At 63.9% G+C, this 25,880-nt stretch carries 24 protein-coding genes and 1 pseudogene; 14 read left to right on the top strand and 11 right to left on the bottom strand.

Annotated features, from left to right (window positions below):
- Nucleotides 1–37: 37 nt before the first annotated feature.
- Both LPJ38_RS30640 and LPJ38_RS30645 read right to left on the bottom strand, forming a co-directional pair.
- Entirely contained in the window at nt 38–1,858 is a 1,821-nt protein-coding gene (locus LPJ38_RS30640) for a caspase family protein (protein WP_145628530.1), read from the bottom strand.
- 444 nt (nt 1,859–2,302) lie between these two features.
- On the bottom strand, nt 2,303–4,153 hold the full coding sequence (locus LPJ38_RS30645; RefSeq protein WP_145628533.1) for an ATP-binding protein: 1,851 nt from the start codon (nt 4,151–4,153) through the stop codon (nt 2,303–2,305).
- A gap of 201 nt (nt 4,154–4,354) precedes the next feature.
- Between LPJ38_RS30645 and LPJ38_RS30650 the strand changes: the two genes are divergently transcribed.
- On the top strand, nt 4,355–5,728 hold the full coding sequence (locus LPJ38_RS30650; RefSeq protein ID WP_167520228.1) for an ABC transporter substrate-binding protein: 1,374 nt from the start codon (nt 4,355–4,357) through the stop codon (nt 5,726–5,728).
- Between the two features lie 58 nt (nt 5,729–5,786).
- Here LPJ38_RS30650 and LPJ38_RS30655 read toward each other — a convergent pair whose 3' ends face one another.
- Nucleotides 5,787–7,715, bottom strand: a complete 1,929-nt coding sequence (locus tag LPJ38_RS30655) for an acyl-CoA synthetase (protein WP_145628536.1) — start codon at nt 7,713–7,715, stop codon at nt 5,787–5,789.
- Nucleotides 7,716–7,940: 225 nt separating this feature from the next.
- Here LPJ38_RS30655 and LPJ38_RS30660 point away from each other — a divergent pair, with 225 nt between their 5' ends.
- Nucleotides 7,941–9,020 (top strand): SecDF P1 head subdomain-containing protein, encoded by a 1,080-nt coding sequence (locus tag LPJ38_RS30660; protein ID WP_145628539.1) that lies wholly within the window; start codon nt 7,941–7,943, stop codon nt 9,018–9,020.
- Nucleotides 9,021–9,270: 250 nt separating this feature from the next.
- Nucleotides 9,271–10,077, top strand: coding sequence for a Crp/Fnr family transcriptional regulator (locus LPJ38_RS30665; RefSeq protein ID WP_060736509.1), 807 nt, complete (start codon nt 9,271–9,273; stop codon nt 10,075–10,077).
- Between the two features lie 98 nt (nt 10,078–10,175).
- Here the strand turns inward: LPJ38_RS30665 and LPJ38_RS30670 are convergent.
- Nucleotides 10,176–10,421: pseudogene (locus LPJ38_RS30670) on the bottom strand (glutathione S-transferase N-terminal domain-containing protein); the annotation flags it as partial.
- 185 nt (nt 10,422–10,606) lie between these two features.
- Between LPJ38_RS30670 and murI the strand changes: the two are divergent.
- From murI to LPJ38_RS30705, 7 genes are all read left to right on the top strand, one after another.
- The gene (gene murI, locus LPJ38_RS30675; protein ID WP_145628541.1) at nt 10,607–11,404 is read left to right on the top strand and encodes a glutamate racemase; all 798 of its coding nucleotides are present in this window, start codon (nt 10,607–10,609) and stop codon (nt 11,402–11,404) included.
- 62 nt (nt 11,405–11,466) lie between these two features.
- On the top strand, nt 11,467–12,240 hold the full coding sequence (locus LPJ38_RS30680; protein WP_145628544.1) for an HpcH/HpaI aldolase family protein: 774 nt from the start codon (nt 11,467–11,469) through the stop codon (nt 12,238–12,240).
- Between the two features lie 66 nt (nt 12,241–12,306).
- Nucleotides 12,307–12,690, top strand: a complete 384-nt coding sequence (locus LPJ38_RS30685; protein WP_145628547.1) for a cupin domain-containing protein — start codon at nt 12,307–12,309, stop codon at nt 12,688–12,690.
- A 106-nt stretch (nt 12,691–12,796) separates the two neighbouring features.
- Entirely contained in the window at nt 12,797–13,564 is a 768-nt protein-coding gene (locus LPJ38_RS30690) for a 2-oxo acid dehydrogenase subunit E2 (protein WP_145628550.1), read from the top strand.
- A gap of 199 nt (nt 13,565–13,763) precedes the next feature.
- A complete protein-coding gene (rpsD, locus tag LPJ38_RS30695) occupies nt 13,764–14,381 on the top strand; it encodes a 30S ribosomal protein S4 (RefSeq protein WP_008564227.1) in 618 nt (205 codons plus the stop codon).
- A gap of 262 nt (nt 14,382–14,643) precedes the next feature.
- Complete coding sequence (locus LPJ38_RS30700; RefSeq protein WP_231088452.1) at nt 14,644–14,955, top strand: type II toxin-antitoxin system RelE/ParE family toxin; 312 nt, start codon at nt 14,644–14,646, stop codon at nt 14,953–14,955.
- Between the two features lie 15 nt (nt 14,956–14,970).
- Nucleotides 14,971–16,038: a threonine aldolase family protein gene (locus LPJ38_RS30705; RefSeq protein ID WP_145628556.1), complete on the top strand. Its 1,068-nt coding sequence runs from the start codon at nt 14,971–14,973 to the stop codon at nt 16,036–16,038.
- A 63-nt stretch (nt 16,039–16,101) separates the two neighbouring features.
- Here LPJ38_RS30705 and LPJ38_RS30710 read toward each other — a convergent pair whose 3' ends face one another.
- From LPJ38_RS30710 to grxD, 4 genes are read right to left on the bottom strand one after another with little or no spacing between them, the layout of a single operon-like run.
- Nucleotides 16,102–17,361 carry a serine hydrolase domain-containing protein gene (locus tag LPJ38_RS30710; RefSeq protein ID WP_167520229.1) on the bottom strand — a complete coding sequence of 420 codons (1,260 nt, stop codon included), beginning with the start codon at nt 17,359–17,361 and terminating at the stop codon, nt 16,102–16,104.
- 1 nt (nt 17,362) lies between these two features.
- Entirely contained in the window at nt 17,363–18,649 is a 1,287-nt protein-coding gene (locus tag LPJ38_RS30715) for a serine hydrolase domain-containing protein (protein WP_167520230.1), read from the bottom strand.
- Between the two features lie 46 nt (nt 18,650–18,695).
- A complete protein-coding gene (locus tag LPJ38_RS30720; RefSeq protein ID WP_145628561.1) occupies nt 18,696–19,247 on the bottom strand; it encodes an O-acetyl-ADP-ribose deacetylase in 552 nt (183 codons plus the stop codon).
- A gap of 4 nt (nt 19,248–19,251) precedes the next feature.
- Nucleotides 19,252–19,578, bottom strand: coding sequence for a Grx4 family monothiol glutaredoxin (gene grxD, locus LPJ38_RS30725; protein WP_008564203.1), 327 nt, complete (start codon nt 19,576–19,578; stop codon nt 19,252–19,254).
- A 233-nt stretch (nt 19,579–19,811) separates the two neighbouring features.
- Here grxD and egtB point away from each other — a divergent pair, with 233 nt between their 5' ends.
- Nucleotides 19,812–21,107 carry an ergothioneine biosynthesis protein EgtB gene (gene egtB / locus LPJ38_RS30730; protein WP_167520231.1) on the top strand — a complete coding sequence of 432 codons (1,296 nt, stop codon included), beginning with the start codon at nt 19,812–19,814 and terminating at the stop codon, nt 21,105–21,107.
- Nucleotides 21,108–21,151: 44 nt separating this feature from the next.
- A complete protein-coding gene (gene egtD, locus LPJ38_RS30735) occupies nt 21,152–22,123 on the top strand; it encodes an L-histidine N(alpha)-methyltransferase (RefSeq protein WP_167520232.1) in 972 nt (323 codons plus the stop codon).
- A gap of 11 nt (nt 22,124–22,134) precedes the next feature.
- Here egtD and LPJ38_RS30740 read toward each other — a convergent pair whose 3' ends face one another.
- Together LPJ38_RS30740 and LPJ38_RS30745 are read right to left on the bottom strand one after the other, a co-directional pair.
- Nucleotides 22,135–23,328 carry a low temperature requirement protein A gene (locus tag LPJ38_RS30740; protein ID WP_167520277.1) on the bottom strand — a complete coding sequence of 398 codons (1,194 nt, stop codon included), beginning with the start codon at nt 23,326–23,328 and terminating at the stop codon, nt 22,135–22,137.
- Nucleotides 23,329–23,353: 25 nt separating this feature from the next.
- Nucleotides 23,354–23,608 carry a BolA/IbaG family iron-sulfur metabolism protein gene (locus tag LPJ38_RS30745; protein ID WP_060736517.1) on the bottom strand — a complete coding sequence of 85 codons (255 nt, stop codon included), beginning with the start codon at nt 23,606–23,608 and terminating at the stop codon, nt 23,354–23,356.
- Nucleotides 23,609–23,806: 198 nt separating this feature from the next.
- Between LPJ38_RS30745 and LPJ38_RS30750 the strand changes: the two genes are divergently transcribed.
- On the top strand, nt 23,807–24,166 hold the full coding sequence (locus LPJ38_RS30750) for a DUF427 domain-containing protein (RefSeq protein ID WP_145628570.1): 360 nt from the start codon (nt 23,807–23,809) through the stop codon (nt 24,164–24,166).
- Between the two features lie 126 nt (nt 24,167–24,292).
- On the opposite strand, the gene LPJ38_RS30755 is transcribed toward LPJ38_RS30750, so the two are convergent.
- Nucleotides 24,293–24,466, bottom strand: a complete 174-nt coding sequence (locus tag LPJ38_RS30755; protein ID WP_061847443.1) for a DUF1328 domain-containing protein — start codon at nt 24,464–24,466, stop codon at nt 24,293–24,295.
- Nucleotides 24,467–24,641: 175 nt separating this feature from the next.
- On the opposite strand from LPJ38_RS30755, the gene LPJ38_RS30760 reads away from it, so the two are divergent.
- Nucleotides 24,642–25,829, top strand: a complete 1,188-nt coding sequence (locus LPJ38_RS30760; protein ID WP_145628572.1) for an acyltransferase family protein — start codon at nt 24,642–24,644, stop codon at nt 25,827–25,829.
- Nucleotides 25,830–25,880 lie beyond the last annotated feature (51 nt).

Raw genomic sequence — 25,880 nt, forward strand, 5'->3', positions numbered from 1 at the left:
CCTTGATGCACTGCATGGAATCCATCGGTCAGGAAGGCTAGTTGCACACCTCGTAAGAGCCTCCGGTGGCTGTGTTCGAACTGACCCTGCCAGGGATGACCCCGCTGACGAGCCGACATCCTTTTTGCACCGGGCGGCAGCCGGTCGAACTGCAAATGATCTGCCCACTCGCCTCGGGCTTGGGCGGCGCCGCTTCGGTTGCCCTCCGGTCAGCATCGCGCCTCCGCGAATCCTCGCGCGTCGCCACCGGCTTCTTCTCCGGAATCTTCTCGCATTCATTGTCGTCACCGACGCGATAGCCGGTGCGGCAGGTGATCTTGACGCATTGATCGCCGTCGGCCTTGAAGCCGAAATTGCACACCAGCGGGCAGACCCGGCCGGGCTTTGCCTTCAACGCATCGAGCGCATCGACGCTGGCGAGCTTTACGTCGAACTTGGTGCCGGCATATTTGTTGAACAGCGTCAGCGAGCGCTGCGCGGTCGAACTCCACTCGCTCTCCGCAGACGAGCTCAAGCAACCGACGCGGCGCAATTCGCTCTGTACGGATTTGGAAAGCTCGGCCGCCGATAATGTGGGCGTCGGCCCAGGCGTGAGCGCGGCCACTTTCTGGTTCTCGACTTCGGGCATCTGCCGATCGGCGGCGGGCTTTGCCGCAGCTTGCTCTGCTTTCTCCGCTGCCTGCTTTGCGGCAAGCTCAGCCTTGGCCTTCTCCGCCGCCTGCTTCTCGGCCAAGGCCTTCGCTGCGGTCGCCTCTGCAATCTTCCGCTGCTGCTCGGCCGCTTCCGCTCTCGCCTGCTCGATCTGCTTCTGTTTCTCCGCGACGATCCGCGCCTCCTCAGCGGCCTTGGCCGCCGCGGCCGCCTTCTCCTGCTCGGCCTTCTGGGCGCGCTCGGCCATCAGCCTTGCCTTCTCCTGCTCGGCTGCCTTGGACTTCTGCTCGGCCGCAGCGCGGATCTCTTCGGCGCCGATCTTGTTCAGCTGCCCCTTGGCAAGGTTGGCATAGAAGCCGTCCGGATAGGCCGCCAGAAAGGCTTCCCAGCCGTCGCGCGTGGCGAGCTGCAGCGCAAGCTCGTAGTCCCTGCGAACGGCTTCCTGCGGGTTCGCCTGCGGACCGGTCGCAGCCGGCTTGATGGCGACCAGGGGCACGTCGTTGCCGCCGAGCGAACCATAGACATAAGGTTCCTGCTTATAGCCGGTCGTCTTGAGCACGTCGTCGCGCACGAAGCCGAAGGCCTTGCGCAGGTCGAGGCCCGGCTTTGGCAGGTGCTCGACCAGCGCGGCGGCAAACGGGCTGTTTCGAGAGTCCCCGTCGGACGCGGTCGATCCGGCTTTTGCCGCGAAGGCGATCATGGTGTTGGGGCTGGTCGGCTCGACCTTGGCAAGGCCCCGCCCGATCGCGCGTGAGGCCAACGTGCGCTTCATCGTTTTCGCGAACGGATTGTCGCGGCACGCGTCCAGGATGATCAGCCGCAGCTGCTTGGCCGGCTCGACCGCGAATAGTGCCCGCTCAACCGGAATGGTCTCGTCGAGCACATCGCCGTCGGTCTCCAGCGTCGCGTCGGTCGGGATGAGATAATTGTTGCCGTCGAGCTCGATGCCGTGACCGGCGTAATAGATCACCGCCATCTCCGCATCACGCGACCTGCCGGCGAACTCGCGCAGCATGCGCCGCATCTCGCTGGCGCTGAGATCCAGCCTCACATCCACGGAATCGAAGCCGGCCTTCTTGAACATGCCGCCGACCAGGGTGGCGTCGTTGACGGGATTGTTGAGCTTCGGCGCGCTCTTGTAAGCGGAATTGCCGATCACGAGCGCCACCCGCCGGTCGGCATGCGCCGGACCGCAGACAAGACCCATCGTCAATATCAACAAAGCAAATAGCCGAAACGGAATCACTTGCGTCCCCCCGGATGCAATTCCCTGAGACTATTCGCTAGCGTGGCCGATTGCTAACTCTTCCTATGTGATACCTGTCACATAACCCGATCTAACGGGGGTAAGGATAATGCGGCGAAGCGTCACCTGCCTTCCGGCCGAAGCAAACCCGTCTGTCGGGCCCGTGACGTCTGCACCACCTCGTGGCACATCATGAACGGTGCAAGCGGCGCGTGCACCTCGCTCGCAACCACCTCGCGCTTCCGCATCGCCCGTCCTGCCGGCAAACTCGCGCAACATGCGCCGCATCTCGCTGGCGCTGAGATCCGGCAGCGCGACATTGGGTTGAGCCGATCCGGCTCGACCCATGCACTGCCGCGTGCTGCATCACGCCCCCCTGGTAGACCGCTTGTCGTGCGGGACCAGTCATCGGGTTGCAGAGCGTAGAGCCGGCGGCTCACCCGCCCTCAGGAGGCCCGCGGTCTCGTCTGAGGCGAGAGGCAAGGTGAACTCGAAGACGGCGCCCCGAGGCTCGTTTGCGCTGGCCCACATCCGGCCGCCATGCGTCTCGATGATCGAGCGGCAAATGGCGAGGCCCATCCCCATGCCTGTGGGCTTGGTGGTGTAGAAGGCTTCGAACAGGCGCTCTGCATTCTTCGGGTCCAGTCCCGGACCGGAATCTCGCAAGGTGACGTGCACGCCGTTCGATGCATCCCGGCCGGTGCTGATCAGCATTTCGCGTCCCCCCTCGCCGACCGAGGCCATCGCCTCGACCGCATTGACGATCAGGTTGAGCATTACTTGCTGAAGCTGGACCCGATCAGCCTGAATGGGCGGCAAGTCTTCGGCAAGTTGCGTTCGCACCGAGACGCCGTTCTTGAACGCTTCGCTGCGTGTCAGCGCGATGACCTCGAGCACCGCCTGGTTGATCTCCATATACTCCTTTTGCGGGGGCGCCTTCCTGATGAGCGCCCGGATCCGGCCGATGATGGCGCCGGCCCGCATGCCGTCGCCGGCGATCAAGCCGAACGTCTGTCGAACCCGCTCCAGATTGGGCGGTTGAGCCTCCAGCCAGTTCACCCCGGCCTCGGCACTCGCCACGATCGCCGCAATCGGCTGGTTGACTTCATGCGCGATCGAAGCGGTGAGTTGCCCCATCGTGGTGACGCGATTGGCGTGCGCGAGCTCGATCAGGGCTTCACGGTAGCGCCGCTCGTGTTCGCGAGACTCGGCCTCCGCCCGCTTGAGAGCAGTCAGATCAAGGACGAAGCCGACACCTTGGTCGCCACCTTCTCCGAACATGGTCCCGCCGATCAGCACGGGCACACGGCTTCCGTCCTTCCGCACATACTCCTTCTCGAATGCCTGGGCCGTCCCGACCCGCTTCAATTCCGCCACGGTTTGCAAGTCGCGGTCGCGCCATTCCGGCGGCGTAAGGTCCGTCCGGTGCAGGCGCCCGGCAACGAGATCCTCCCGGTCGTATCCCACGATACGCAGGAACGCATCATTGGCTTCGAAAATGCGCCCCTCGACTTCCCAGATGATGATGCCGATGATGTTGGCATCGAACAGGTGCCGGATCTTGATATCTCGCGCTGCAAGATCACTCTGGAGCTTTATGTTCTCCTCGGTCGTTTTTCTTCGCCGTTTTGTTTCGAGCCGCGCCAGCGCCAGCGCCGCAGCGGCCAGACCGACGACGAGGACGACGTCGCTGGCGATCAGCCAACTCCAGCGTTGCTCGAACGCCTCCGCGTGCGCCTCCCGGCCGGCAAGCCGAAAGCGCTCGTGATCCACCATCTGGTCGATTTGCGAACGGATCTCATCCATGCCGCGAATCATGGCCAGTGCTGGCAGCCCGGACGTTCCGGCTGTCTTCACCATTTCGTCGATCTCGCGCAGCTTGGCCGAGACGATCAGCGTCAGATGTTGAGCGCGCAGACTCAGCAACGGATCGTCCGCGACCAGCGCCTGCAGCGCCTGCGCCTCTCGCCGCACACCTTCGTCGGAAACGCCGTAGGCCTTGAGATAGGTCGGGTCGAGGGTCATCAGATACCCGCGCCGCTCGGCCTCCAGTTTCGCGATGATTGCCCGCAGACGATCAAGTGTTTCGAGGACCTGGCGGCTATGTCCGACCAACTGATGCGTCGATTGCCGCTCTTGCCAATATTGCAGGCCGAGAATTGCAGTCGCGGCAAACAGCGTCAGAAGCGCCCCGACCGCCAGAACCAACGGACGAGCAAGCCATCGCAAAGGCAATATCCGAACGAGGGCGGACATTGGCCGTGGTCTCCGATACTCGTGTGACCGCGCCTGTTCTGCTGCCGACGCCAGAGCATGATAGGACAATAGCACGGATAGGCAGGCCAGGAACCCGGCATTCATCGGGCGACGGCGGTGGCCAAGGCTGCAATGTCGCAGGGATACGGTCCCGCGCGCGTGCTATGGTTGAATGCCCTTGGTTGTTCAAGGAGCATCAAAATGGCGCGGGACGAAAACTCATCGGACCGTCGCAGTCCGGCGAGCCGACGCAGTTTCGTCAAGGGACTGGCGGCCGGCGCAGTCCTGCCGGCTCTGACCGCGCTGCCGCGCTGGAGCCTTGCCCAGGATACCGCTGCGGCTTACGCAAATGCGTCGATCGACTGGAAGCAGTTTGCAGGGCAGACGATCACGCTCGCGGGTGCGATCCATCCCTGGTCGAATGCGATCACTCCGCTGCTGCCGGAGTTCACCAGGCTCACAGGCATCACGGTAGACGCCGATTTCCAGTCGGAAACCACGTTCATGGGCGCTCTGCCGATCAGACTCGCGCGTGGCAGCAGCACGCCCGACGTCTTCATGTTCACGACCTATGGTCAAGGCATCTCGGCAGGATGGCTCGAGCCATTGGGCAGCTATTATTCCAACAGGTCGCTGACCGATCTGGCCTGGTATCACGAGGATGACTTGCTCAAGACAGCACGCGGCTTCCCGCTGTGGTCCGATGGCGAACGCTACGGCGTCCCGATCACCTCGGAGGCGATGACCTTGTTCATCAACAAGGATGCGCTGGCGGCCAGGAACCTGCCGGTACCCCGGACATTCGAAGAGCTGCTTGCGACGGCCAAGGCGGCCAAGACCGGCGAGATGTCCGGGATCGCCATGCGGGCCCAGGCCAGCTTCAATTCCTGTCCACCGGCCTTGGCCTTCGTGTTCTCGTATGGCGGAGCCCTGGTCAAGGACAACAAGGCCGCTTTCGCCAGTCCGGAGGCTATCGCGGCTGTCGAGATGTACGGACAGATGCTGAGCCAGGCCGGACCTTTCGGCGCTGGCAGCTATGAATGGTACCACGTGCTGGATGATTTCCTGCAGGGCAGGACCGCGATGGCAATCGACAGCAGCAACTTCGCGACCGACATCTCCAATCCAGCAAAGAGCCGTGTGGCGAAGCACGCTGGGTATGCAGCTTTCCCGCATCTTGCCGGTCGCGCGCCCGTTCCCTTCATGTCACACTGGCAGGCCTGCATCAATTCCAAATCACGACACAAGCGGGCAGCTTTCCTGTTCCTGCTCTGGGCGACAAGCAAGCCGACATCGCTCCAGACCGCCGCAGCGGGGCTGGCCACCACACGCGTGTCGGCGTGGTCCAGCGAAGGCTTCAAGGCGGCATTCGGCGCGGAGGCCGCCGAAGCAGCGCTGACCAATCTGCAAAATGCGGATGTCCATCGGGCCAAGGCAATTCTTTTCCATCCGCAATCGAAACTGATCCTCGACGCCTTCATGATCGGCGTCAATGAAGTGGTCAACGGGGCGAAACCGGCAAAGGATGCGATGACGGGCGCGGCTGAGCAGGCCAATGCGGCAATCCGCGGGTAGCAGCAGCCGTCACCCATTCCGTAGCGATAGGGCCACGCTGTGCGCGGCCCCATCGGCCCTACAAGCTCGACGATGCCGGTTGGGCGAAAACCACCTCGTGGCGCATCACGAACGGTGCAAGCAGCGCGTGGACCTCGCCCGCAATCACCTCGCGCTGATCCGCCGGCAGGCCGGCAAGCGTCACGGTCGCGATCGATCCGTGGCTGCCATGCGCGCCGACCTTGACCTTGCAATCGATGCCGCGCTCGACCAGCGGCGCCAGCACCTTGGTGAACACGCGCTCCGCCGCGTCCCAGCGCAGCTGCGGCTTGAACACCTTGCCGACGCCCGTCACGGGCATCGGATTGATCGGGATGACCTGCACCGGAACGGCGGCGCGCTCGGGCGTGCGCTCGCGCACCCAGGCTTCGAGCTCGCCCGACTCGACGGTCGCACCCGGCTTCAATTGCACATACCCCACCGGCAATTCGCCGGCATAGGCATCGGGCTGGCCGACCACCGCGGCGAAGCCGACGGCGGGATGTCCGAACATGATCTCCTCGATCGGCGCCGGATCGATGTTGTGGCCGCCGCGGATCACGAGATCCTTGGCGCGGCCGGTGATCCAGAGATAGCCGTCGGCGTCGAGCCGGCCGAGATCGCCGGAATTGACCCAGATCTCGTCGACGAAAGCGCCCTTATTGTGCTCGTCGTTGAGATAACCGCCGAAGACGCCGGGCCCGGCCATGATGACGACACCGATTTCGTCGGGCGCACAGTCGCGGATCAGGCGGCCATCGGCATCGAGCTGCACGACGCGTACGCGCGCGTAAGGCATGGGAAGGCCGACCGAGCCGAGCCGGATCGGCCGCGACGGATAGGCCAGCGTATGCACGCTCGACGTCTCGGTCATGCCGTAGACCTCGACCACCGGCAGCTTCAGCTTGTCCTGGATCGCCGAGCCCACGGCGACGGGAATCGCCGAGCCGCCGCCGGCCGCATATTTCAGGCTGGAGATGTCCGCATTGCCCGGCGGCACCGCGAGCGTGGCGGCGAGCACCGTCGGCACGCTCGACAGCGCCTCGGGCCTGAAGCGCTCGACGAGCTGCCAGATGTTCTTCACCGCATTCGGATTGCGCCAGCCGCTCGGCGACAGCACGACCAGCGACCCGCCGCTCGACAGCGTCAGCAGCACTTGCGTCAACGAGCCCCCGACGTGAAACAGCGGCATGCCGAACAGCAGATTGCCGCCTGGTTTCGCCTTCAGCAGCAGATTGAGCGCCCAGGCCTGATAGACTTGGTTGGTATGTGTGTGCCGCACCAGTTTTGGCGTGCCCGTGGTGCCGCCGGTGTGGAAATAGGCTGCGATGTCGCTGCCGAGAATCTTGCGTCCGCTGATGAGCCGGTCCGAGGGCTGCTGCTTGATCAGGTCGCTGAACGCAAAGATGCCTTTCGACGGACCACCGCCGCCGAACACCTGCACGATCGCCTTGAGGTGCTTCAGTTGCGGCCTGATCTGCTCGACCTTCTGCCAGATGTCGGTGCCGGGCATCGGTCCGAGCGCCACCAGGATCTTGGTGTCCGCGGCCTCCAGGATCTCCGCGATCTGGTGCGGCTCCAGCAGCGGATTGACCGGATTGGCGATGCCCGCGGCCTCGGCGCCGAACAGCGTCACGAAGGCATCGGGCACCAGCGGCAGCATGAAGCTGATGACGTCGCCCTTCTCCGCGCCGAGCGCGTGAAACATGTTGGCGGCCTGCGTGACGCGCGCGATAAAATCGCGGTACGTGACCACGGCCGGCGTGTCGGCGGGATCTGCATTTTGCAGGAACTGGATTGCCGCGCCATCCGGATTGCGCTCGGCGCCCAGCCTGATCGCGTCATAGGTGCTCTCGGCGGCAATGCGGTCGGCGTAAGGAACCTGCTCGAAGGCGCGCACCTCCGCGTCCGTCGAGAGATCCGGATAGTCGTTGCCGATGAGCCGATCGAGCGCGTGGATACCCGCCATGAAAGTCCGTCCTCCCTCAGATGCATGTCCTCGCCCTGTCTTTTGACATTTTGGTGCGGCGAGGCCTCGACCGATGGCCGGCCGAGCGCGGACAGAATGATGGATGATTTGGCGTTCGTCCATTGCCTGGCGCCTGCGCCGGTTGAACCTGCGCGGCCGGTCGGGGGACCAAGAACTGGCACTGAATTCGCGCGCCAGCGCCCTGCCGCAAGACTTGAGGTCATCATGACGACGCCCCCGCGGAACCGCATCACACGGCTGATCGCCGCGTTCGCCATCGCATCCGCGTTCGTGATGCCCTCCGCAACATTCGCCGCTGACGGCCAGCTCGACAAGATGCGCGCCAAAGTCGCGGCATTCATTACCGACAAGATGGAGAAGCTGGGCGGATCGCGCATCATCTACAGGGTGGATGCCGATGGACTGCGGGAGGCGGTCGTCACCGACCTGCGCGACGACGTCTACAAGACCCTGCGCGAGGGTCGGATCGCCTTCTCCGGCCTTGCGATCCGCGACGGCGGCGTCGACGTCAAGATCGCGGACGCGAAGGGCCGCCAACTGCTCACGCGCAAGCTCGCCTCGGCCGCAGAGGGATTGCCCACGCACGCGCTCGCCGTGACCGACGCCGGCGACGGGCTGATCAGGCTCGCGCCGACCGACGCCGCATCCGCCGCACGGCTGCGCGATCTCGTCGAGGATTCCATCGCCATGATCGAACAGCGTCTCAAGGACGCCGGTGTCACGCTGGCCAGCGTCCAGCCCGAAGGAACGGACCGCATCCGCATCTTCCTGCCCGGCATGATGGAGCCCGAGCGCATCACCGCGGTCTTCGCCAAGAAGATCACGGTCAGCTTCCGCCTGATCGATGTCACGATGTCGGCGGAGCAGGCGCAAGCCGGCACGCCTCCGGCCGGCGCCGAAGTCATGCTCGGCTTCAAGGACAAGTTTTCCTATCTCGTCAAGGCCAGCGCGCTGGACGGCGACGACATCAGCTACGCGGGACCGGGATTCATGGGCGAAACGAAGGAACCGATCGCTTCGTTCCGCTTCAACGGCCGCGGTGCGCGGCGCTTCGCCCACCTCACGGCAGAGAACGTGGGAATGCCCTTTGCCATCGCGCTCGACGACAAGGTGATCTCCGCCCCCGTGATCCGCGAGCCCATCACCGGCGGCTCCGGCCAGATCTCAGGCAACTTCACCCTGGAAGAGGCCAACAGTGTTGCCATGTTGCTGCGCGCCGGCTCGCTGCCCGGACGTCTCAGCCTTGTCGAGCAGCAGGTCATGCAGCCCGCCAGCAAGCCATAAGGCAAAGATCGGCTAACGCCCCGTCTGGGGTATCCAGCCATATTCGCAACGCCGAAGCCCGCCCGAATCACGCCCGCGCTGCAGCCAGACGCGCAACCAACGAGCAATTGCCGAAACGCCCGATCAGGCTAGAATTTGCCTCTTGCGACATGGCGGCCGAAGGCTTCATTTCAGACGGCCGTCACTCGATTTCGGCTATACGTGTCGAGCATACCGACCAAGACTGAAGGCCTTACGCGGGGTTAGTACCATGCCGTCCGGCAGCGCAGACATTTCGTCGATCCTCGACCGCATTCTAGATGCGGCGACGGACAACCTCAGGATCGCGAAGATCCTGGTCCAGATGGGTCTCGATCCCAACAACGTCACCTACGATGCGATCTTCAACCGGCTGCTGGAGATCTTCATCCACAACATCACCTTCGCCAATCTGTTCGCTGCGGTCGGCGCCGGCTTCTTCGTCGCCACCCTCTTGATGCGGACGATGGTGCCTCTGCGCGTCGCCAACATGGTCGGCTGTGCGTTCTTCGCCGTTTTCGGCGCGCTCACCGCCAACGTCGCGACGTTCCTGCTCTATCTGCTGCTGCTTCCAATCAACGCCCTGCGTTTGCGGCAGATGCTCAAGCTGGTCAAGAAAGCGCGCCATGCGACCGAAGGCGACATGTCGATCGAGTGGCTCAAGCCGTTCATGACCGAGCGAAAATATCGCCGCGGCGATACGCTGTTCAAGCTGCGCGACCCCGCGAAGGAAATGTTCCTCACGGTCACCGGCAAGTTCCTGGTCAAGGAGATCAACGTCGAGATCGGCCCCGGAGCGCTGATGGGCGAACTCGGCTTCCTCACGCCGGACAACCGGCGCACGGGAACGGTCGAATGCATCGAAGACGGCCAGGTGCTGACGATCACTTATGACCGGCTGCTCGAGATCTACTTCCAGGACCCGCAATTCGGCTACTACTTCCTGGTGCTGACCAGCCAGCGCCTCCTGCAAAACATCGACCGCCTGCAGAAGCAGCTCGCCAGCGAGCGAGCGGCAACCACGAACAGGATCGCGTGACCTCAGCTCAGCTCAACAACAGCGCCATGCCCGGGTCGCCCTTCTCCACGCGCGCCGATAGGCCGGACGGTCGCCGATGCGGCCGAGATATCTGATCACATTCGGCCGGCGCCGAACTTCGCAACGATGTAGTCGACGATGGCACCGGATTCCGCAAGCACCAGATCACCGTCAGTGATGACGGGCGCCGTGCCGGCCGGATGCAGCGCCTTGTACTCGGCCGGTGCCAGCATGGTCCTAGCATCGCGGGTGTAGCGCTTCAGCTCATAGGGTATGCCGAGCTCTTCGCAGAGCCAGACGATACGCTCGGACTGAGACTTGCCGAGGTGATGGACGGTGAGCATGAGGCCTCCTGCCCGCGCAAACTGGACGATTGTGACGCCGCATCATCTTTCGTGATTGCCGGCCTCCCCGGACTTTTGCGGATCGTGGCAGCGCATTCAAGCCTCTCCAAACCGGCCCTTAGCCGGCCCCGCCGCAAAATCGCCCTAAAAACCGAATGGTAACCATGGTGGGCTAGGGTAGTAACGTGACCAATTCTCCGACCATCCTGGTGTTCGATTCCGGCCTTGGCGGGCTCACGGTGCTCCGAGAGGTCGTGGCCGCGCGCCCCGATGCGCATTACGTCTATGTCGCCGACGACGCTTTCTTCCCCTACGGCCACCACAGCGAGGACGAGATCATCGCCCGTGTGGTGCCGTTGATGGGAGAGCTGATCGGCACGCATGACCCTGATATCGTCGTCATCGCCTGCAACACGGCATCCACCCTGGTGCTGTCGCACCTGCGGGCTGCTTATTCCCTGCCCTTCGTCGGTACGGTGCCGGCGATCAAGCCGGCCTGTGCGCAGTCGAAGAGCCGCCGCGTCTCGGTGCTCGGCACCAAGGGCACGGTGAAGCGGGAATATACCAAGGCCTTGATCCGCGACTTCGCGCAGGGCTGCGAGGTGACGCTGGTCGGCTCGCCCGAGCTTGCTTCGCTGGCTGAAGCCGAGCTCAGCGGGAGGTCGATCAGCGACGAGGCCATCCTCGCCGAGCTCGCTCCCTGCTTCGTCGGCAAGGCCTCGGATGCGACATCGCGCACGGACACGGTGGTGCTCGCCTGCACGCACTATCCGCTGCTGCTCGACCGCATGAAGAAGCTCGCGCCCTGGACGGTCGACTGGATCGACCCCGCGCCGGCGATCGCCCGCCGCGTCTCGGACCTGCTCGGCCCGCGGATCGGCGGCACCGCGCAGGACCGCGCCGCGATGATCTTCACCTCGAACCGCGTGCATGGCCTCAGCGCCACGCTGACGCCGTTCTTCGGCGGTCGCGCCGTGGCCTGACCTTTGCGCCTCGGCGGCGCGCTGCTAGGCTCCGCCGTCGTCATATCTGCGCAGGTCATCCTATGTCGGTCCCCGCAAAGCCGCTCAATCGTCTCCGCCAATTGTGGAGCGAGGGCCGCCCCGCCTTCGGCGCGATCGCGACCATTCCGAGCGTGCAGATGGTGCAGATCATGGCGCGCTCGCTGGACTGGATCATCGTCGATCTCGAACATGGCCCGATCGGATTGACCGAAGCCCATGCGATGATCGCCGCGACCACGGGCACGCCGTGCACGCCCTTGGTGCGGATCGCCGCGAACGAGCCGTGGCTTGCCAAGGCGCCGATGGACATCGGCGCGTTCGGCATCAACTTCCCGATGATCACGAGCCGCGCCGACGCCGAAAAGGCCGTGCGCAGCGTCCGCTACCCGCCGCGCGGCGATCGTCTCTGGGGTCCTTTCCATGCGCCATTCCGCTGGGGTCAGTCGATGCCGGATTACATGGCGAGCGCCGATGACGAGATGATCTGCATGGTCACCATCGAGCATGTCGATGCCGTCAATCGCATCGACGAGATCATGGCGACGCCCGGCATCGACGTCGCGGTGATCGGCCCCGGCGACCTCGCCACCTCCATCAACAAGCGCGGCCGGATGGACGATCCTGAATTGCTGGAGTTGGTCGCCCGCGCGGAGGCCGGCATCCTCAGAAGCGGCGTGCCGATCGGCGGCGTCGCCCGCACTGCCGACCAGGCCAACGCCCTGATCGACCGCGGCTACCGCGCCATCGCGCTCGGCTTCGACTGGTCGCTGTTCCAGCGCGGCATCATGACAGCGTTCGCCGGGATCAAGCGCTGAACGGCTGAGCACGGCCTTGCCGGGAACCGCGACGCTGCTAGGGTCAGCGGCTCCAGGGAGGAAACAATGCTCAAAAAGACCTTGCTCGCTATTGCCTTCGCCGGCCTTGCCGCTGCCGCCTTCGCCCAGCAGCCCGGCATCAAGCGTACCCCGCTCCAGAAAGTCGAATTTCCGGATGGCTACAACACCATCACGGCCATCGCCGAAGTCCCGGTAGGCGGCGCCGCCGGACGCCATACCCATCCGGGCATCGAGACCGGCTACGTGCTCGAAGGAGAGCTGACCCTCCTCATCGATGGGCAGCCAGAGAAAACCCTGAAAGCAGGTGATTCCTACCAGATCCCGGCAGGCGTCGTGCATGATGCCAAGGCTCATGGCGATAAGTCCATGAAAGTGCTTGGAGTTTACGTCGTCGACAAGTCCAAGCCGCTGGCCTCGCCGGCGCCCTGATTGCGGCGAACCGACCGGCCCCAAGCGGGTTGGTTCGTGCTAGAGCGAGCGGGCGGGCCCCGCTCGCTGCCCATATTTTGATCTTTGACCCGGAACCGAAAGACCAATGCGCGGGACGCCCAAGACCATTTCGCTGCGGCGCCGTCTGATTTGCGACCTCATGCATGCCTCGATGGGCGTGCCTTTCGTCTCGCTATCCCGCCCGCTCGACATCCGCCCTGTCCTGGAGGCCCGCGCCAGCGCAACCGCACCCGCGGGCTGGGCGGCGATGTTCGTCAAGGCCTTTGCCCTCGTGGCCAGGGATGAGCCGGTCCTGCGTACCGTCTACGCCAAATGGCCTTGGCCGGCCCTCTATGAGCTGCCCAAGAGCGTGGCGCTGGTGGCGATTGCCCGGGTCGATGATGGCGAGGAATGCGTCATCCCACAGCGTATCGCCGCCCCCGACGCGATGGCGCTGTCGGCGGTCGACGCCGAGATCCGGCGCGCCAAGACGGCGCCGGTCGGGGACGTTCCCATGTTCCGCAAGATCATGCGGGCGACCCGCCTTCCATTACCGCTGCGGCGCCTGTCCTGGGCGGTGGGGCTGAATTTCGGCCGCCAGCGCGGCAATTGGTTCGGCAGCTTCGCGGTCAGCTCGGTCGCCGCCTATGGCGGTGGCGAGCTCCACCCCATCACCCCCGGCCCCTTCATCCTCAGCTACGGGACGGTCGAGGCGGACCAGACCATCCATGTCGTGATCCGCTGGGATCATCGTGTCACCGACGCAGCCCCGATCGCGAGGGTCCTGACCCGCCTGGAACAGGTCCTGAACACTGAAATCGCTGCCGAATTGCGGGCGGCCGAGCCAAAGCCGATCCGAGCAGTCCGGACCTGATTCTAGGGCCGCTCTCATTGACATCGAACCCCAAACTCCCCTAAAAGCCGCCTGCTCGCGGGCCGATTTCGGCCCGCGAAGCGTTTCGCGACCCGTGGTCCACTCCCTTAAGCTTTGGGGATCGGACCTGTCGGTGCCGGGATCATCCCGTCACACAGGAGGGCGCGTTTCCTCAAACCATGCAACCGAAGAGGACGCGATGACTAAGCGCAGTGAGGCGAAGTACAAGATCGATCGCCGTATGGGCCAGAACATCTGGGGCCGCCCGAAGAGCCCCGTGAATCGCCGCGAATACGGCCCCGGCCAGCATGGCCAGCGCCGCAAGGGCAAGCTCTCCGACTTCGGCGTGCAGCTGCGCGCCAAGCAGAAGCTGAAGGGCTATTACGCCAACATCAGCGAGCGCCAGTTCCACGGCATCTATGTCGAGGCGAGCCGCCTCAAGGGTGACACCGGCGAGAACCTCATCGGCCTGCTCGAGCGTCGTCTCGACGCGGTCGTGTACCGGGCCAAGTTCGTCTCCACGATCTTCGCTGCCCGCCAGTTCATCAACCACGGCCACGTCAAGGTGAACGGCCGCAAGGTCAACATCTCGAGCTACCAGCTCAAGGTCGGCGACGTGATCGAGGTCAAGGAAGCCTCCAAGCAGCTCGCTCACGTGCTCGAAGCCAGCCAGCTCCCCGAGCGCGACGTTCCCGACTATCTCGAAGTCGACCACGGCAAGATGACCGCGAAGTACACCCGCATCCCCGGCCTCTCCGACGTGCCGTTCCCGGTGCAGATGGAGCCGCATCTGGTCGTCGAATTCTATTCGCGCTGATAGGCTCAGTAGATCGACATTCAAAGGCCCCGGTTTCCGGGGCCTTTTTGTTGTGATAACGTGCCGTCGATGTCCCAGACGACTGACCAGCTCGCCAACATCACCCCATCGGCCACGCCTAGCGAGGCGGAGGTTGAGGCATGGGCCAAGCTGCCCCGCGACGAGCAGGTTCGCCGATATCAAGCTCTGTTCGCTCAGCCCGAATGCAACAGTTTTACCTCGGACTCTCCGGACGACATTCTCGCTGCCGCGCGTCTACGCGTTGCTCAACGCCGCCATGGCTGAGTACCGGTTATCGGAGCGTACCCGAGCCGATCTAATCGACATCTACGACTTCACCGAGAGCCGGTTCGGAAAATACCAGGCGGAAGCCTATTACGCAGGGCTGATCCGTTCCTTCGAGCTGCTCGCCGACTTTCCCCTGATCGGCCAGCAAGTGGATGAGCTCGCGGTAGGCCATCGACGTTTCCGCTTCCAATCCCACCTGATCTTCTACACGGTGCAACCCGACCACGTTGAAATCCGCGCCATTCTTCATGGCGCGCAACACATCAGACCGCAGCTATTCGACTAGAGAATGAGACAGGCCATGCTCTACACCCCTCCCCCGGTCGATCCCAAGGCGCCGCCGGTGCGCATCAATCTGCTATCAGACACGCAGACGAGGCCAACGGCTGCGATGCGCGAAGCGATGGCGCGGGCTGAGGTCGGCGACGAGCAGGTCGGTGACGATCCGACGGTCAATGCGCTGTGCGAGCGCGTAGCGGATCTGCTCGGCAAGGAAGCGGCGGTCTACATGCCCTCGGGCACGATGTGCAACGTCACCGCGACGCTGGTGCATTGCCGCCCCGGCGACGAGATTTTAGCGCATGAGACCGCGCACATCATCGCCCGCGAAGGCGGCGCGCATGCGGCGATCGGCGGCTTCCAGGTCACGCAGCTCAAGGGCCCCGACGGCCAGTTCACGCCGGAGACGTTCCGCAAGGCGCTGCGTCCGCGCACGCGCTACCAGCCGCCGCAGACCGTCGTCAGCGTCGAGCAGACCGCCAATATCGGTGGCGGCACGATCTGGAAGAAGGCCGCGCTCGACGAGATCGTGGCGATCGCCAAGCAGCACGGCCTCATTACCCACATGGACGGCGCGCGCCTGCTCAATGCCACGGTGGCGAGCGGCATCTCGCCGCGCGACATGACAGCGGGATGGGATTCGGCCTGGATCGATTTCTCCAAGGGCCTCGGTGCGCCGATCGGCGGCGTGCTGGCCGGCTCGCGCACCTTCATCGACGCGGTGTGGCAGTGGAAGCAGCGGCTCGGCGGCTCGATGCGGCAAGCCGGAATCTGCGCCGCCGCCTGCATCTACGCGCTCGACCACCACGTCGAGCGCCTCGCCGACGATCATGCCAATGCGCGCGCACTCGCCCGCGGGCTGTCGCAGATTTCGGGCATCGAGGTCCAGGAGCCCGAGACCAATCTCGTGTTCTTCAGGCCCGACGGCGCCGGCATTGCCGGCGACAAGATGGTCGCAGCGCTGCGCCAGCGCGGCGTCACGCTTGCGATGATGGACGGCCGCATCCGCGCCTGCACCCATCTCGACGTGGATGCGGGCCAAATCGAGGAGACGATCAGTTACGTCCGCGAGATCGTGCGCGGGGCGTAATCAGAGCGTTTTCGAGCGAAGTGGATACCGGTTCGCGTAAAGAAAACGCGTCAAAACGACAGTCTATCGCCCCATCGCCTGATAGATCAGCGTCTTCAGATCGAGCTGAATCCGGCCGCGCTGCGACGGCGTTTGCACCATGAAGATCCCGAACAGATCGTCTTCGGGATCGATGAAGAAGAACGTGCCGCCGACGCCGTCCCAGCGATACTCGCCAAGCGGCCATGACGTGCCCGTGGGCACGGAGGTGCGCACCGCAAAGCCGAGGCCGAAGCCGGAATTGGCGCCGGGATAATAGCTATGCTCGCGCGCGATCTTCGTCTCAGGCCCGACGTGATCGGACGCCATCAGCGCGATGGTCTCGGGCTTGAGATAACGCCGTCCCTCATACGTGCCGCCATTCAGCAGCATCTGCGCGAAACGGGCGTAGTCACCGATCGTGCCGACCATACCGCCGCCGCCTGATTCCCATTTCAGCGGCCGCCTGATGTCGCGCATCGGTGTGGTCGGGTTGATGTTGCGATCAGCCGGCATCGGCTCGGCGATGCGCGGAAACTTGGCGGGATCGGCGACGAAGAACGCCGTCTCCGTCATGCCGAGCGGATCCAGCAGCCGCTCCTTCTCGAACTGGAGCAGTGTCTTTCCCGAAGCGACCTCGACGACGCGGCCGAGCACGTCGGTGGAAAAGCCATAGTCCCACACCGTACCCGGCTGCTCGGCCAGCGGCAGCGTCGCGATCTTCGCGGCGAAGTCGGCATTGCCGAGATTGCTTTGGAAAAGATTGGCCTCGGCATAGAGCTCGCGCACCAAGCCGCCGCCATGATAGCCGTAAGGCAGCCCCGAGGTGTGGCGCAGCAGATCCTTGATGGTGACCGGGCGCGCGAGCGGCTCGAGCGCCAGCGTCGCCTTGCCGTCCTCGGCCTTCCTCTCGACGCCGACCTTCATCTGGGCGAAGGCGGGTATGAATTTCGAGACGGGATCATCGAGCGAGAGCTTGCCCTCCTCGACCAGCATCATCGCCATGACGGAGGTGATCGGCTTCGACATCGAATAGAGCCGGAAGATCGTGTCCGCGCTCATCGAAAGCTGGGTCGCGACGTCGCGGACGCCGAAATTCTCGTAATAGACCGGCTTGCCGTGCTGCTGGAGCAGCAGGATGGCGCCGGGAATCTTGCCGGTGGCGACCTCGTTTCGGATGTAATCGGAAACCTTTGCCAGGCCTTCGGCCGAGAATTTGCGCGTAGCGCTCTCCGAACTCGCATGCGCACCGACCATGCCGAACAGAAGAACGAGCGCCGCGACCAGGGCGCGGCGCCCGAACATTTCACTTCTCCATGGCTTCATAGACGAGCTGCTTCAATGTCCGTTGCACGCGCTGGCGCTCGGTCGGCGTCTGCTCCAGGAGGACGAAGAACATGTCCTGCTTGGGATCGATGACGAAATAGCAGCCGGAGGCGCCATCCCACTTCAATTCGCCGAGATTGCCGGGCGGCGGCGGCTTTGCGTTGCCGGGACCGGTACGCACGGCGAGCCCGAGACCGAAGCCGAACCCGTCGCCGGGGAAATAGAAGTAATCGCGATCGACGCCGGAGCCCGGTCCGACCTGATCGGTCGTCATCAGCGTGAATGTCTCGGGCTTGAGGATGGTCTTGCCGTCGAGGCTGCCGCCGTTGAGCAGCATCTGCGCGAAGCGTTCGTAGTCGGCCATGGTCGTGACCATGCCGCCGCTGGCGAACTGGATCTTCTTTGCGACGGTGGGATCGTTGATCCGGCCGACCCGGAAATCACTGTCGTTCGGCACCGGCTGCGCCAGCAGCTTCTGCTTCTCGGGGGCCGTGACGAAGAAGCCGGTATCGACCATGCCCAGGGGATCGAGCAGCTTCTCCCGCATGATGTCGATGAGCGACTTGCCGGCCGCGACCTCCATCACACGCGCCAGCACGTCGGTGGAATGACCGTATTGCCAGAGCGCGCCCGGCTGGTTGTGCAGCGGCAATTTTGCGATGCGCTCGGCGAACTCGGCGAGGTCGTAATCGCCGGCATAGAGGTTGGCCTCGCGATAGGCCTTGCGCACCAGGCTGTCGCCATAGAAGCCATAGGTGATGCCGGAGGTGTGGCGCATCAGGTCGAGCACGGTCATCGGCCGGTTCGGCGGCACCAGCTCGAGCGACTTGCTGCCGTCCTCGGCCTTCTTCTCGACGCCGACCTTCACATTGGCGAAGGACGGGATGTATTTCGAGACGGGATCATCGAGCTTGATCTTGCCGTCCTCGACCAATTGCATCGCGACCACCGAGGTGATCGCCTTGGTCATCGAGAACAGGCGGAAGATGGTTTTGTCGGTGATCGGCGCCTTGCTGACCACGTCCTGCACGCCGAAGGCCTCGTGGTAGACCGCCTTGCCGTGCTGCTTGATCAGCACGGTGGCTCCGGCAATCTTGCCGGTCGCGACTTCGTTCTTGAAGAATTCGCTGATCTTGGCGAGCTTGTCCTGATTGAAACGCGCTCCGGCCGGAATCTCGTAGGTTCCCTCCGCCCGCGCGAACGACATTGCACCAAGAGACACCAGCGCGCCGCAGAGCAGCGCACGCAGTCCAGAATGTGAAATCATATCCCCTCCCCGGAACATGGTCCGGCGGAGTGTACCGGCGGCGCCATCAGGCACAAGGGCTGCCGTGTCGCGCGAGCGCCTCGGCATGAAGCTTGGCGCTCGGCTCGGAGAAGCAGCAGAATATCACGCGAGCAACGGAGGGAGCGACAGAGAGCCCCTCAATCACCGTCCGCACGGCGATATCGGCCGCTCGGTCGGCAGGGAAGCGGTAAACGCCGGTCGAGATTGCCGGAAATGCCACCGAGGTCAGCTCGTGCTTTCCGCACAGCTCCATGGAGCGGCGATAGCAGGAGGCGAGCAGATCGTCCTCGCTGAGCGTGCCGTCCTTCCAGACCGGCCCGACGGTATGGATCACATGCGCGGCCTTGAGCCGATAACCCCCGGTGATCTTGGCGTCGCCGGTCTTGCAGCCGTGCAGCATGCGGCATTCCGCGACGAGTTCAGGCCCGGCGGCCCGGTGGATCGCGCCGTCCACGCCGCCCCCGCCAAGGAGCGACGTGTTGGCGGCGTTGACGATGGTGTCAACGCCGAGTGTGGTGATGTCGGCAATGATGACCTCGAGCTCGGCGCCTTCAACCTGGCGCGTCACCACGGTCACCTCATCAAGCCGCGACGACGACGCCCTTCTCGGTGAACAGCTGCTGCAATTCCCCGGCCTGGAACATCTCGCGGACGATGTCGCAGCCACCGACGAACTCGCCCTTCACATAGAGCTGCGGAATGGTCGGCCAGTTCGAATATTCCTTGATGCCGTTGCGCAGCTCGGCGGATTCGAGGACGTTGAGCCCCTTATAGCCGACGCCGATGTGGTCGAGGATCTGGACGACCTGGCCGGAGAAACCGCACTGCGGAAATTGCGGCGTGCCCTTCATGAACAGAACCACGTCGTTCGACTTCACTTCGTTGGCGATGAATTCCTGGATGCTCATATCCGTGTCCTTTTGGGGCCTCGACGATCGCTTCGGGCCGGCCCAGCCGATTTAACCCGATATCTGGCTATATATGTAGCCCAAACCGTTGTGCATCCAAAGTAAAATGGCGGCGACGCACCTCCCATGGACGGTCTGGAGCCCGCCAGGTCCATAGGCTGATGACGTTAATATCATCGCCGGAGAGGACTTTCATACCGTACCGGAGCCCCTATCTAGGACGAACCCTGGTTTTGGAACCGGGGAACGCCAACAACGTTCTCTTGTCCTGTCTGGAGAAAAACGTGACGAAACCAGCCTCCGCTACGGCCGCCCCTCATTCGTCACTTTCCTCCCACCCGGGCGACCTCGCCTGGCGGCTGGAAGACGCGTTTCTCAACGTTCGCAATGAGACTGAGCGCCGAGCGGCGCCACTGTCGCCGGAGGACCAGCAGATTCAGTCGATGCCCGATGCGAGCCCGGCGAAATGGCATCGGGCGCATACCACCTGGTTCTGGGAGCAATTCCTGCTCGGCGAGCACTGTCCCGACTACCGGCCCTTCCACCCCGATTTCGCGTTCCTGTTCAATTCCTATTACGTCAGCGCCGGCCCGCGTCATGCCCGCAACCATCGCGGTGACATCACCCGGCCCAGCGCGGACGAAGTCGGCGCCTATCGCAAATATATCGATGCCGCCGTCGTCAAATTCTTCCGCGAGTCTGACGCGGCTAAGCTGCGCGAGATCGCGCCGCTGGTCGAGGTCGGGCTCAACCACGAGCAGCAGCATCAGGAGCTGATGTTCACGGACATCCTGCACGCCTTCGCGCAGAATCCGGTCTACCCGGCCTATGAGCCCGAATGGCGCTTCCCGGTCGCAACGCGCGGCGGCGATGACTGGTTGACACTCAACGAAGGCATTCACACCGTCGGCCACGTCGATGACAGCTTCCATTTCGACAATGAGAAGCCTGCCCATCGCGCACTGGTCGGCCCGGTCAAGCTCGCACGGCACCTCGTCACCAACGCCGAATGGCTCGCCTTCATGCAGGATGGCGGCTACCGGACCGCAACGCTGTGGCTGATGGACGGCTTTGCCGCGGCCAGCAAGGAAGACTGGCAGGCCCCGGGCTATTGGCGCGAGGTTGATGGCGCATGGCATGTGATGACGCTGGCCGGCCTCAAGCCGGTCGATCCGAACGCGCCGGTCTGCCACGTCAGCTATTACGAGGCGGATGCGTATGCCCGCTGGGCCGGCAAACACCTGCCGACCGAGATGGAATGGGAGGTCGCCGCGCGCGCGAACCAGCTCAATGACGCGTTCGGCATCGTCTGGCAATGGACGCGATCTTCGTACTCCCCCTACCCCGGCTATCGCGCCGTCGAGGGCGCGCTCGGCGAATACAACGGCAAGTTCATGATCAATCAATTGGTGCTGCGCGGCTCCTCGCTTGCAACCCCGGAAGGGCACAGCCGTATCACCTATCGCAACTTCTTCTATCCGCACCACCGCTGGCAGTTCACGGGGCTGCGGCTCGCCGACTACGAGTAATCCGACGACAAATGCGCGCCGGACAGCGCGTTCAGGAGAGTATCATGAATGTGCACGCCAGCGCTTTGGCCGAAGCCCATCTCCCCGACGAGCAGACCACCGCTTTCGCCCGCGAGGCCATCGCGGACCTCTCGCAGCAGCCGAAAAAGCTGTCGCCGAAATTTTTCTACGATGCGGCCGGGTCGGAGCTGTTCGAGGCGATCACGAAGCTGCCGGAATATTATCCGACGCGTACCGAGCTTGCGATCCTGAGAGAGCGCGGCGGCGAGATCGCGCAGATCATCCCTGAGCATGCGGCGCTGGTCGAGTTCGGCGCCGGCGCCACCACGAAAGTCCGCCTGCTGCTCGGCCACTGTAGATTCGCGGCCTATGTCCCCGTCGACATCTCCGGCGATTTCCTGAAGGCACAGGCGAACGGCCTGAAGCGGGATTTCCCCTCGCTCGGCATTTATCCCGTCGCGGCCGACTTCACGACGCCGTTCGAGCTGCCGAGGCAAGTCGCATCCATGCCCAAGGTCGGCTTCTTCCCGGGCTCGACCATCGGCAATTTCGAGCCGCAGGAAGCGCAAGCCTTCCTGAAGAGCGCCCGCAAGATCCTCGGTAGCGGAGCGCAGATGATCATTGGCGCCGATCTCGAGAAGGACGAGAAAGTGCTGCACGACGCCTATAACGATGCCGCCGGCGTCACCGCGCGCTTCAACCTCAATGTGCTGGTGCGCATCAACCGCGAGCTCGGCGGCAATTTCGACCTCTCCGCCTTCACCCATCGCGCGATCTACAATCGCGAGCGGCACCGTATCGAGATGCACCTGATCAGCAAGAAGAGCCAGACCGTGCGCCTGCTCGGCACCAGCTTCTCGTTCCGCCCGGGCGAGAGCATCCACACCGAGAACAGCTACAAATACAGCATCGAACGGTTTGCGGCGCTGGCGCAGGGCGCAGGCTGGCGCGCGCGCGAGAGCTGGACGGATGCAGCCGGGATGTTCTCGGTGCACGCGCTGGAGGTGGCGCAGTAACCGGCGGGGGCTCAATGCCCCTTCGCTTCCTCCGGCGCCGCCCCCAGCGACACCGATTCCCACACCGCCACCACGATCATGATCATCGTGGTCGCGACCGAGAGCCAGAGCGGCGACAGGTCCGAGGCGAACCAGCTCAGCGCCAGCAGCAGCACGATGCCGACGCCGTGCGAGAGCTGGAGGAAGCCGCGGATCGCGTGCTTGAACAGGATTGTGCCGACCAGAAAAATCAAGGGGCCGCCGATCGTGCTCACGATCGTGCGCATGTCCGAGTGTCCGGCCGGATGCTTCAGCACCAGCTCGTCCGAGACTGCGGTCAGGATGATGCCGGCGACGATCGGCGTATGCAGATAGGTGTAGGCGAGCCGCGCCAGGCGGCCGGATTCGGCCGATCTCGAGATACGCTCGGAGCCGGCCTCGGCACCCCTGTGAAAATAGATCCACCACATCGCGATGGCGCCGACCAGCGCCGAGATGAAAGCGAGGATATTGCTTGCGGTCCATTCCAGCTCAGCGAATGTTGCGCCATTGACGATGATGGCTTCGCCGAGCGCGATGATGACGAAGAGAGAGCAGCGCTCGGCCATGTGCGCGCCTTCGACGGCCCAGGCCTCGACCGACGAGAAGCCCAGCTTCGGCACCCAGAACCGTGCCGCGGGGGCGATGTACTCCCAAATCACAGCCGCGATCCACAGCCAGAGCCGCGTCTCTCCCTGGGACAAGCCGCCGGCGATCCACAACACCGCCGAGACGGAGAACCAGGCCAGAATGCGGATCGCGTTGTGCCGCACCGCAGTCCGGTGATGCGGGGTTGCAAACATCCAGAACGCGGTACGTCCGACCTGCAGGGTCGCGTAGGCGATCGCGAACCACAGGCCCCGCCCCTCGAAGGCGGTCGGGATCGTCGTCGACAGCACGAGGCCGCCTAGCATCATCGCAAAAAGCAGGATGCGGATCGGTGTCAGCTCGGGATTGAGCCAGTTGGTGACCCAGGCGGTGAAGACCCACACCCACCACACCGCGAGAAACAGCACGGCGACATGCACCGTTCCGAGCGGCGTGAAATGGTGCAGCAGCGTGTGTGAGACCTGCGTGACGGCGAAGACGAAGACGAGGTCGAAGAACAGCTCGACATTGGTGACGCGGCTGTGCTGGTTCGGCGTGATGACGCGAAACATCGCGCCGCGAGGATTCTCCGCAGCCATCATCGTCCCCCTGCAGGAGCTTGGATCAGGTGCCGGGCACCCCGGGTCCGCCAGGGACCCCGGTTTGCAGCGCCAGCGCATGCAGGACGCCACCCATCTGTCCCTGCAGGGACTGGTAGACGATCTGGTGCTGCTGGACGCGGGACTTGCCGCGGAAGGATTCGGAGATCACGGTCGCGGCATAATGGTCGCCATCGCCGGCGAGGTCTCGGATGGTCACCTCGGCATCGGGGATTGCTGCCTTGATCATCGCCTCGATATCGTGGGCGTCCATGGGCATTCGGGTCTTGCTCCTTGTCTCGGCTGCGAATCAGCCTCGTCATCGAATCGGCTGCCGAGGTCCCCGGCCCGGCAAGGCCAAACTTAGCGTGAACGGCCTTCTACGTCACGTACTCCGGCACTATATCCCTGATCGCATCAGGATAAAGGCACGACAAAGTGCCGCGCGTGACAGGTTGATCGAAAAAGGCGTGACATCATGAAGCTTCCCGGGCCCGACCACCCCATCACCATCACCCCAAATCCCAGGCGCGTCCGCGTCACGGCCGGCGACATCGTGATCGCCGAGACCGACAAGGCGTTGACCCTGAAGGAGGCCAAATATCCGGCGGTGCAATATGTGCCGCGCCAGGACATCAACATGGCCCTGCTGGAGCGCACCGACCGCGTCACACACTGCCCGTACAAGGGGGATGCGAACTATTACAGCGTCAAGGCCAACGGCAAGACGCTCGACAACGCGATCTGGACATATGAGACACCCTTCCCCGCGATGACGGAGATCTCGGGCCATCTCGCCTTCTATCCAGACAAGGTGAAGATCGAGGAAGTGGGGTAGCCAGCGCTGTATGCACCGTCATGGCCGGGCTCCGTCCCGGCCATCCACACTCTCGCACCAGAAGAAGTTCGTGGATGCCCGGGACAAGCCCGGGCATGACGACTGAGTGTGCTGACGCAGCCCCGGCTACGCCCTGAAGATCGTGAGCCCGAGTATCAGCAGCACCAGGAAGATCACGACGAAGACGTAGAACAGCAAGCGCGCGATGTCAGCCGAGGCGGCGGAGATGCCGGTAAAGCCGAATACGCCGGCGACAACCGAGATCAGCAGGAAGATCAGCGCCCATTTCAGGATCGACATCGCCAGCTCCGAAATCTTGCCACCTCTCGTGGCCTCAAGCCCTTTTCGCGAACGCTAACTGCACTGGGCGGAACTGGTTCCCGAGCGCGCCCGGCATTGAGGCTGGCTTACACGGCCCTTGCTGAATCAGGTTCCCGGCGGCACAGTCTGATGGGGTATGGAGCGCGGGGCCACCATGATCACGATGTCACATTCGGCGGCGATCGGCGCCGAGGCGCATGCCGCGCCGAAGAGCAAGGCGCGCAATCTGTCGCTCGATCGCGCCCGCACCTTTCTGACGCTGGTGGTGCTGCTGCATCACGCGGTGATCCCCTACACGCATTTCGGTCATACCGATCCGGCCTCCTGGGCCGGCTTCGACGTCATCGTGCTCGCCACCGACAGCTTCTTCATGGCGATGTTCTTCTTCCTGTCGGGTCTGTTCACCTGGCCGGGCATCGCCCGCAAGGCGCCGTCGGTGTTCTTGCGCGACCGCCTGCTGCGGCTCGGGCTGCCGTTCGCGATCGCGGCCTTCACCGTCATCCCGCTCGCCTATTACGCGCTCGCGCTGCGGCAGCAGCCGGAGCTGGCCTTCGCGGCGTTCTGGTGGAACATGGTGACGGCGGGCCCGTGGCCGAGCGGCCCGATCTGGTTCGTGTGGGTGCTGCTAGCCTTCGACCTGACCGCCAGCCTGCTCTACCGGGTCTCGGCGCATCTGGTCGATCCCGGCAATCGCATCTCGCTGCGCGGTTTCGAGCAGCCGGCCGTGTTCTGGCTGATGCTCGTCGCCGTGAGCGTCATCGTCTATCTGCCGGCGCTGCTCTATTTCGGGACCAACAAATGGTTCGAGTTCGGGCCGTTCTCGGTGCAGGCGAGCCGCGTCCTGCTTTACTTCGCCTATTTCTTCATCGGCGCCAGCGTCGGTGCCGCGAATTTCGATCGCGGCATTCTCAGCGCCGAAGGACGGTTGCCGAAGGACCGCTGGCTGTGGGTGATCATCACGCTGATCCCCTACTGCCTGATGTGGTGCATGATCTACATCAAGCGCGAGATCCTCGGGAATCCCGATCATCTGCCGCACTGGTACCACCTGTTCTACGGCACGTTCCTCGTCCTGTTCTCCGCCTCGATCCTGCTCGCGATCCTCGCCTTCTTCCTGCATTCGAAAGCGCCGGGGCCGACCCTGCTCGACCGCATGCAGGCGGATGCCTACGGCATCTTCCTGGTGCACTACCCGATCGCGCTGTGGATCCAGTACGCGCTGTTCGACTACGAGCTGCCGGCGATCGTGAAGGCCGCGGTCGGCTTCGTGCTCACCGTGATCCTGAGCTGGGGCCTGACGGCCGCCTTGCGCCGGATTCCGGGGGCTTCGCACGTGTTGTGAGGCAAGGTCTCTCCACGTCATTGCGAGGAGCCCTTGCGACGAAGCAATCCA

Origin of the sequence: Bradyrhizobium daqingense, assembly GCF_021044685.1 — a bacterium.
Classification (GTDB): domain Bacteria; phylum Pseudomonadota; class Alphaproteobacteria; order Rhizobiales; family Xanthobacteraceae; genus Bradyrhizobium; species Bradyrhizobium daqingense.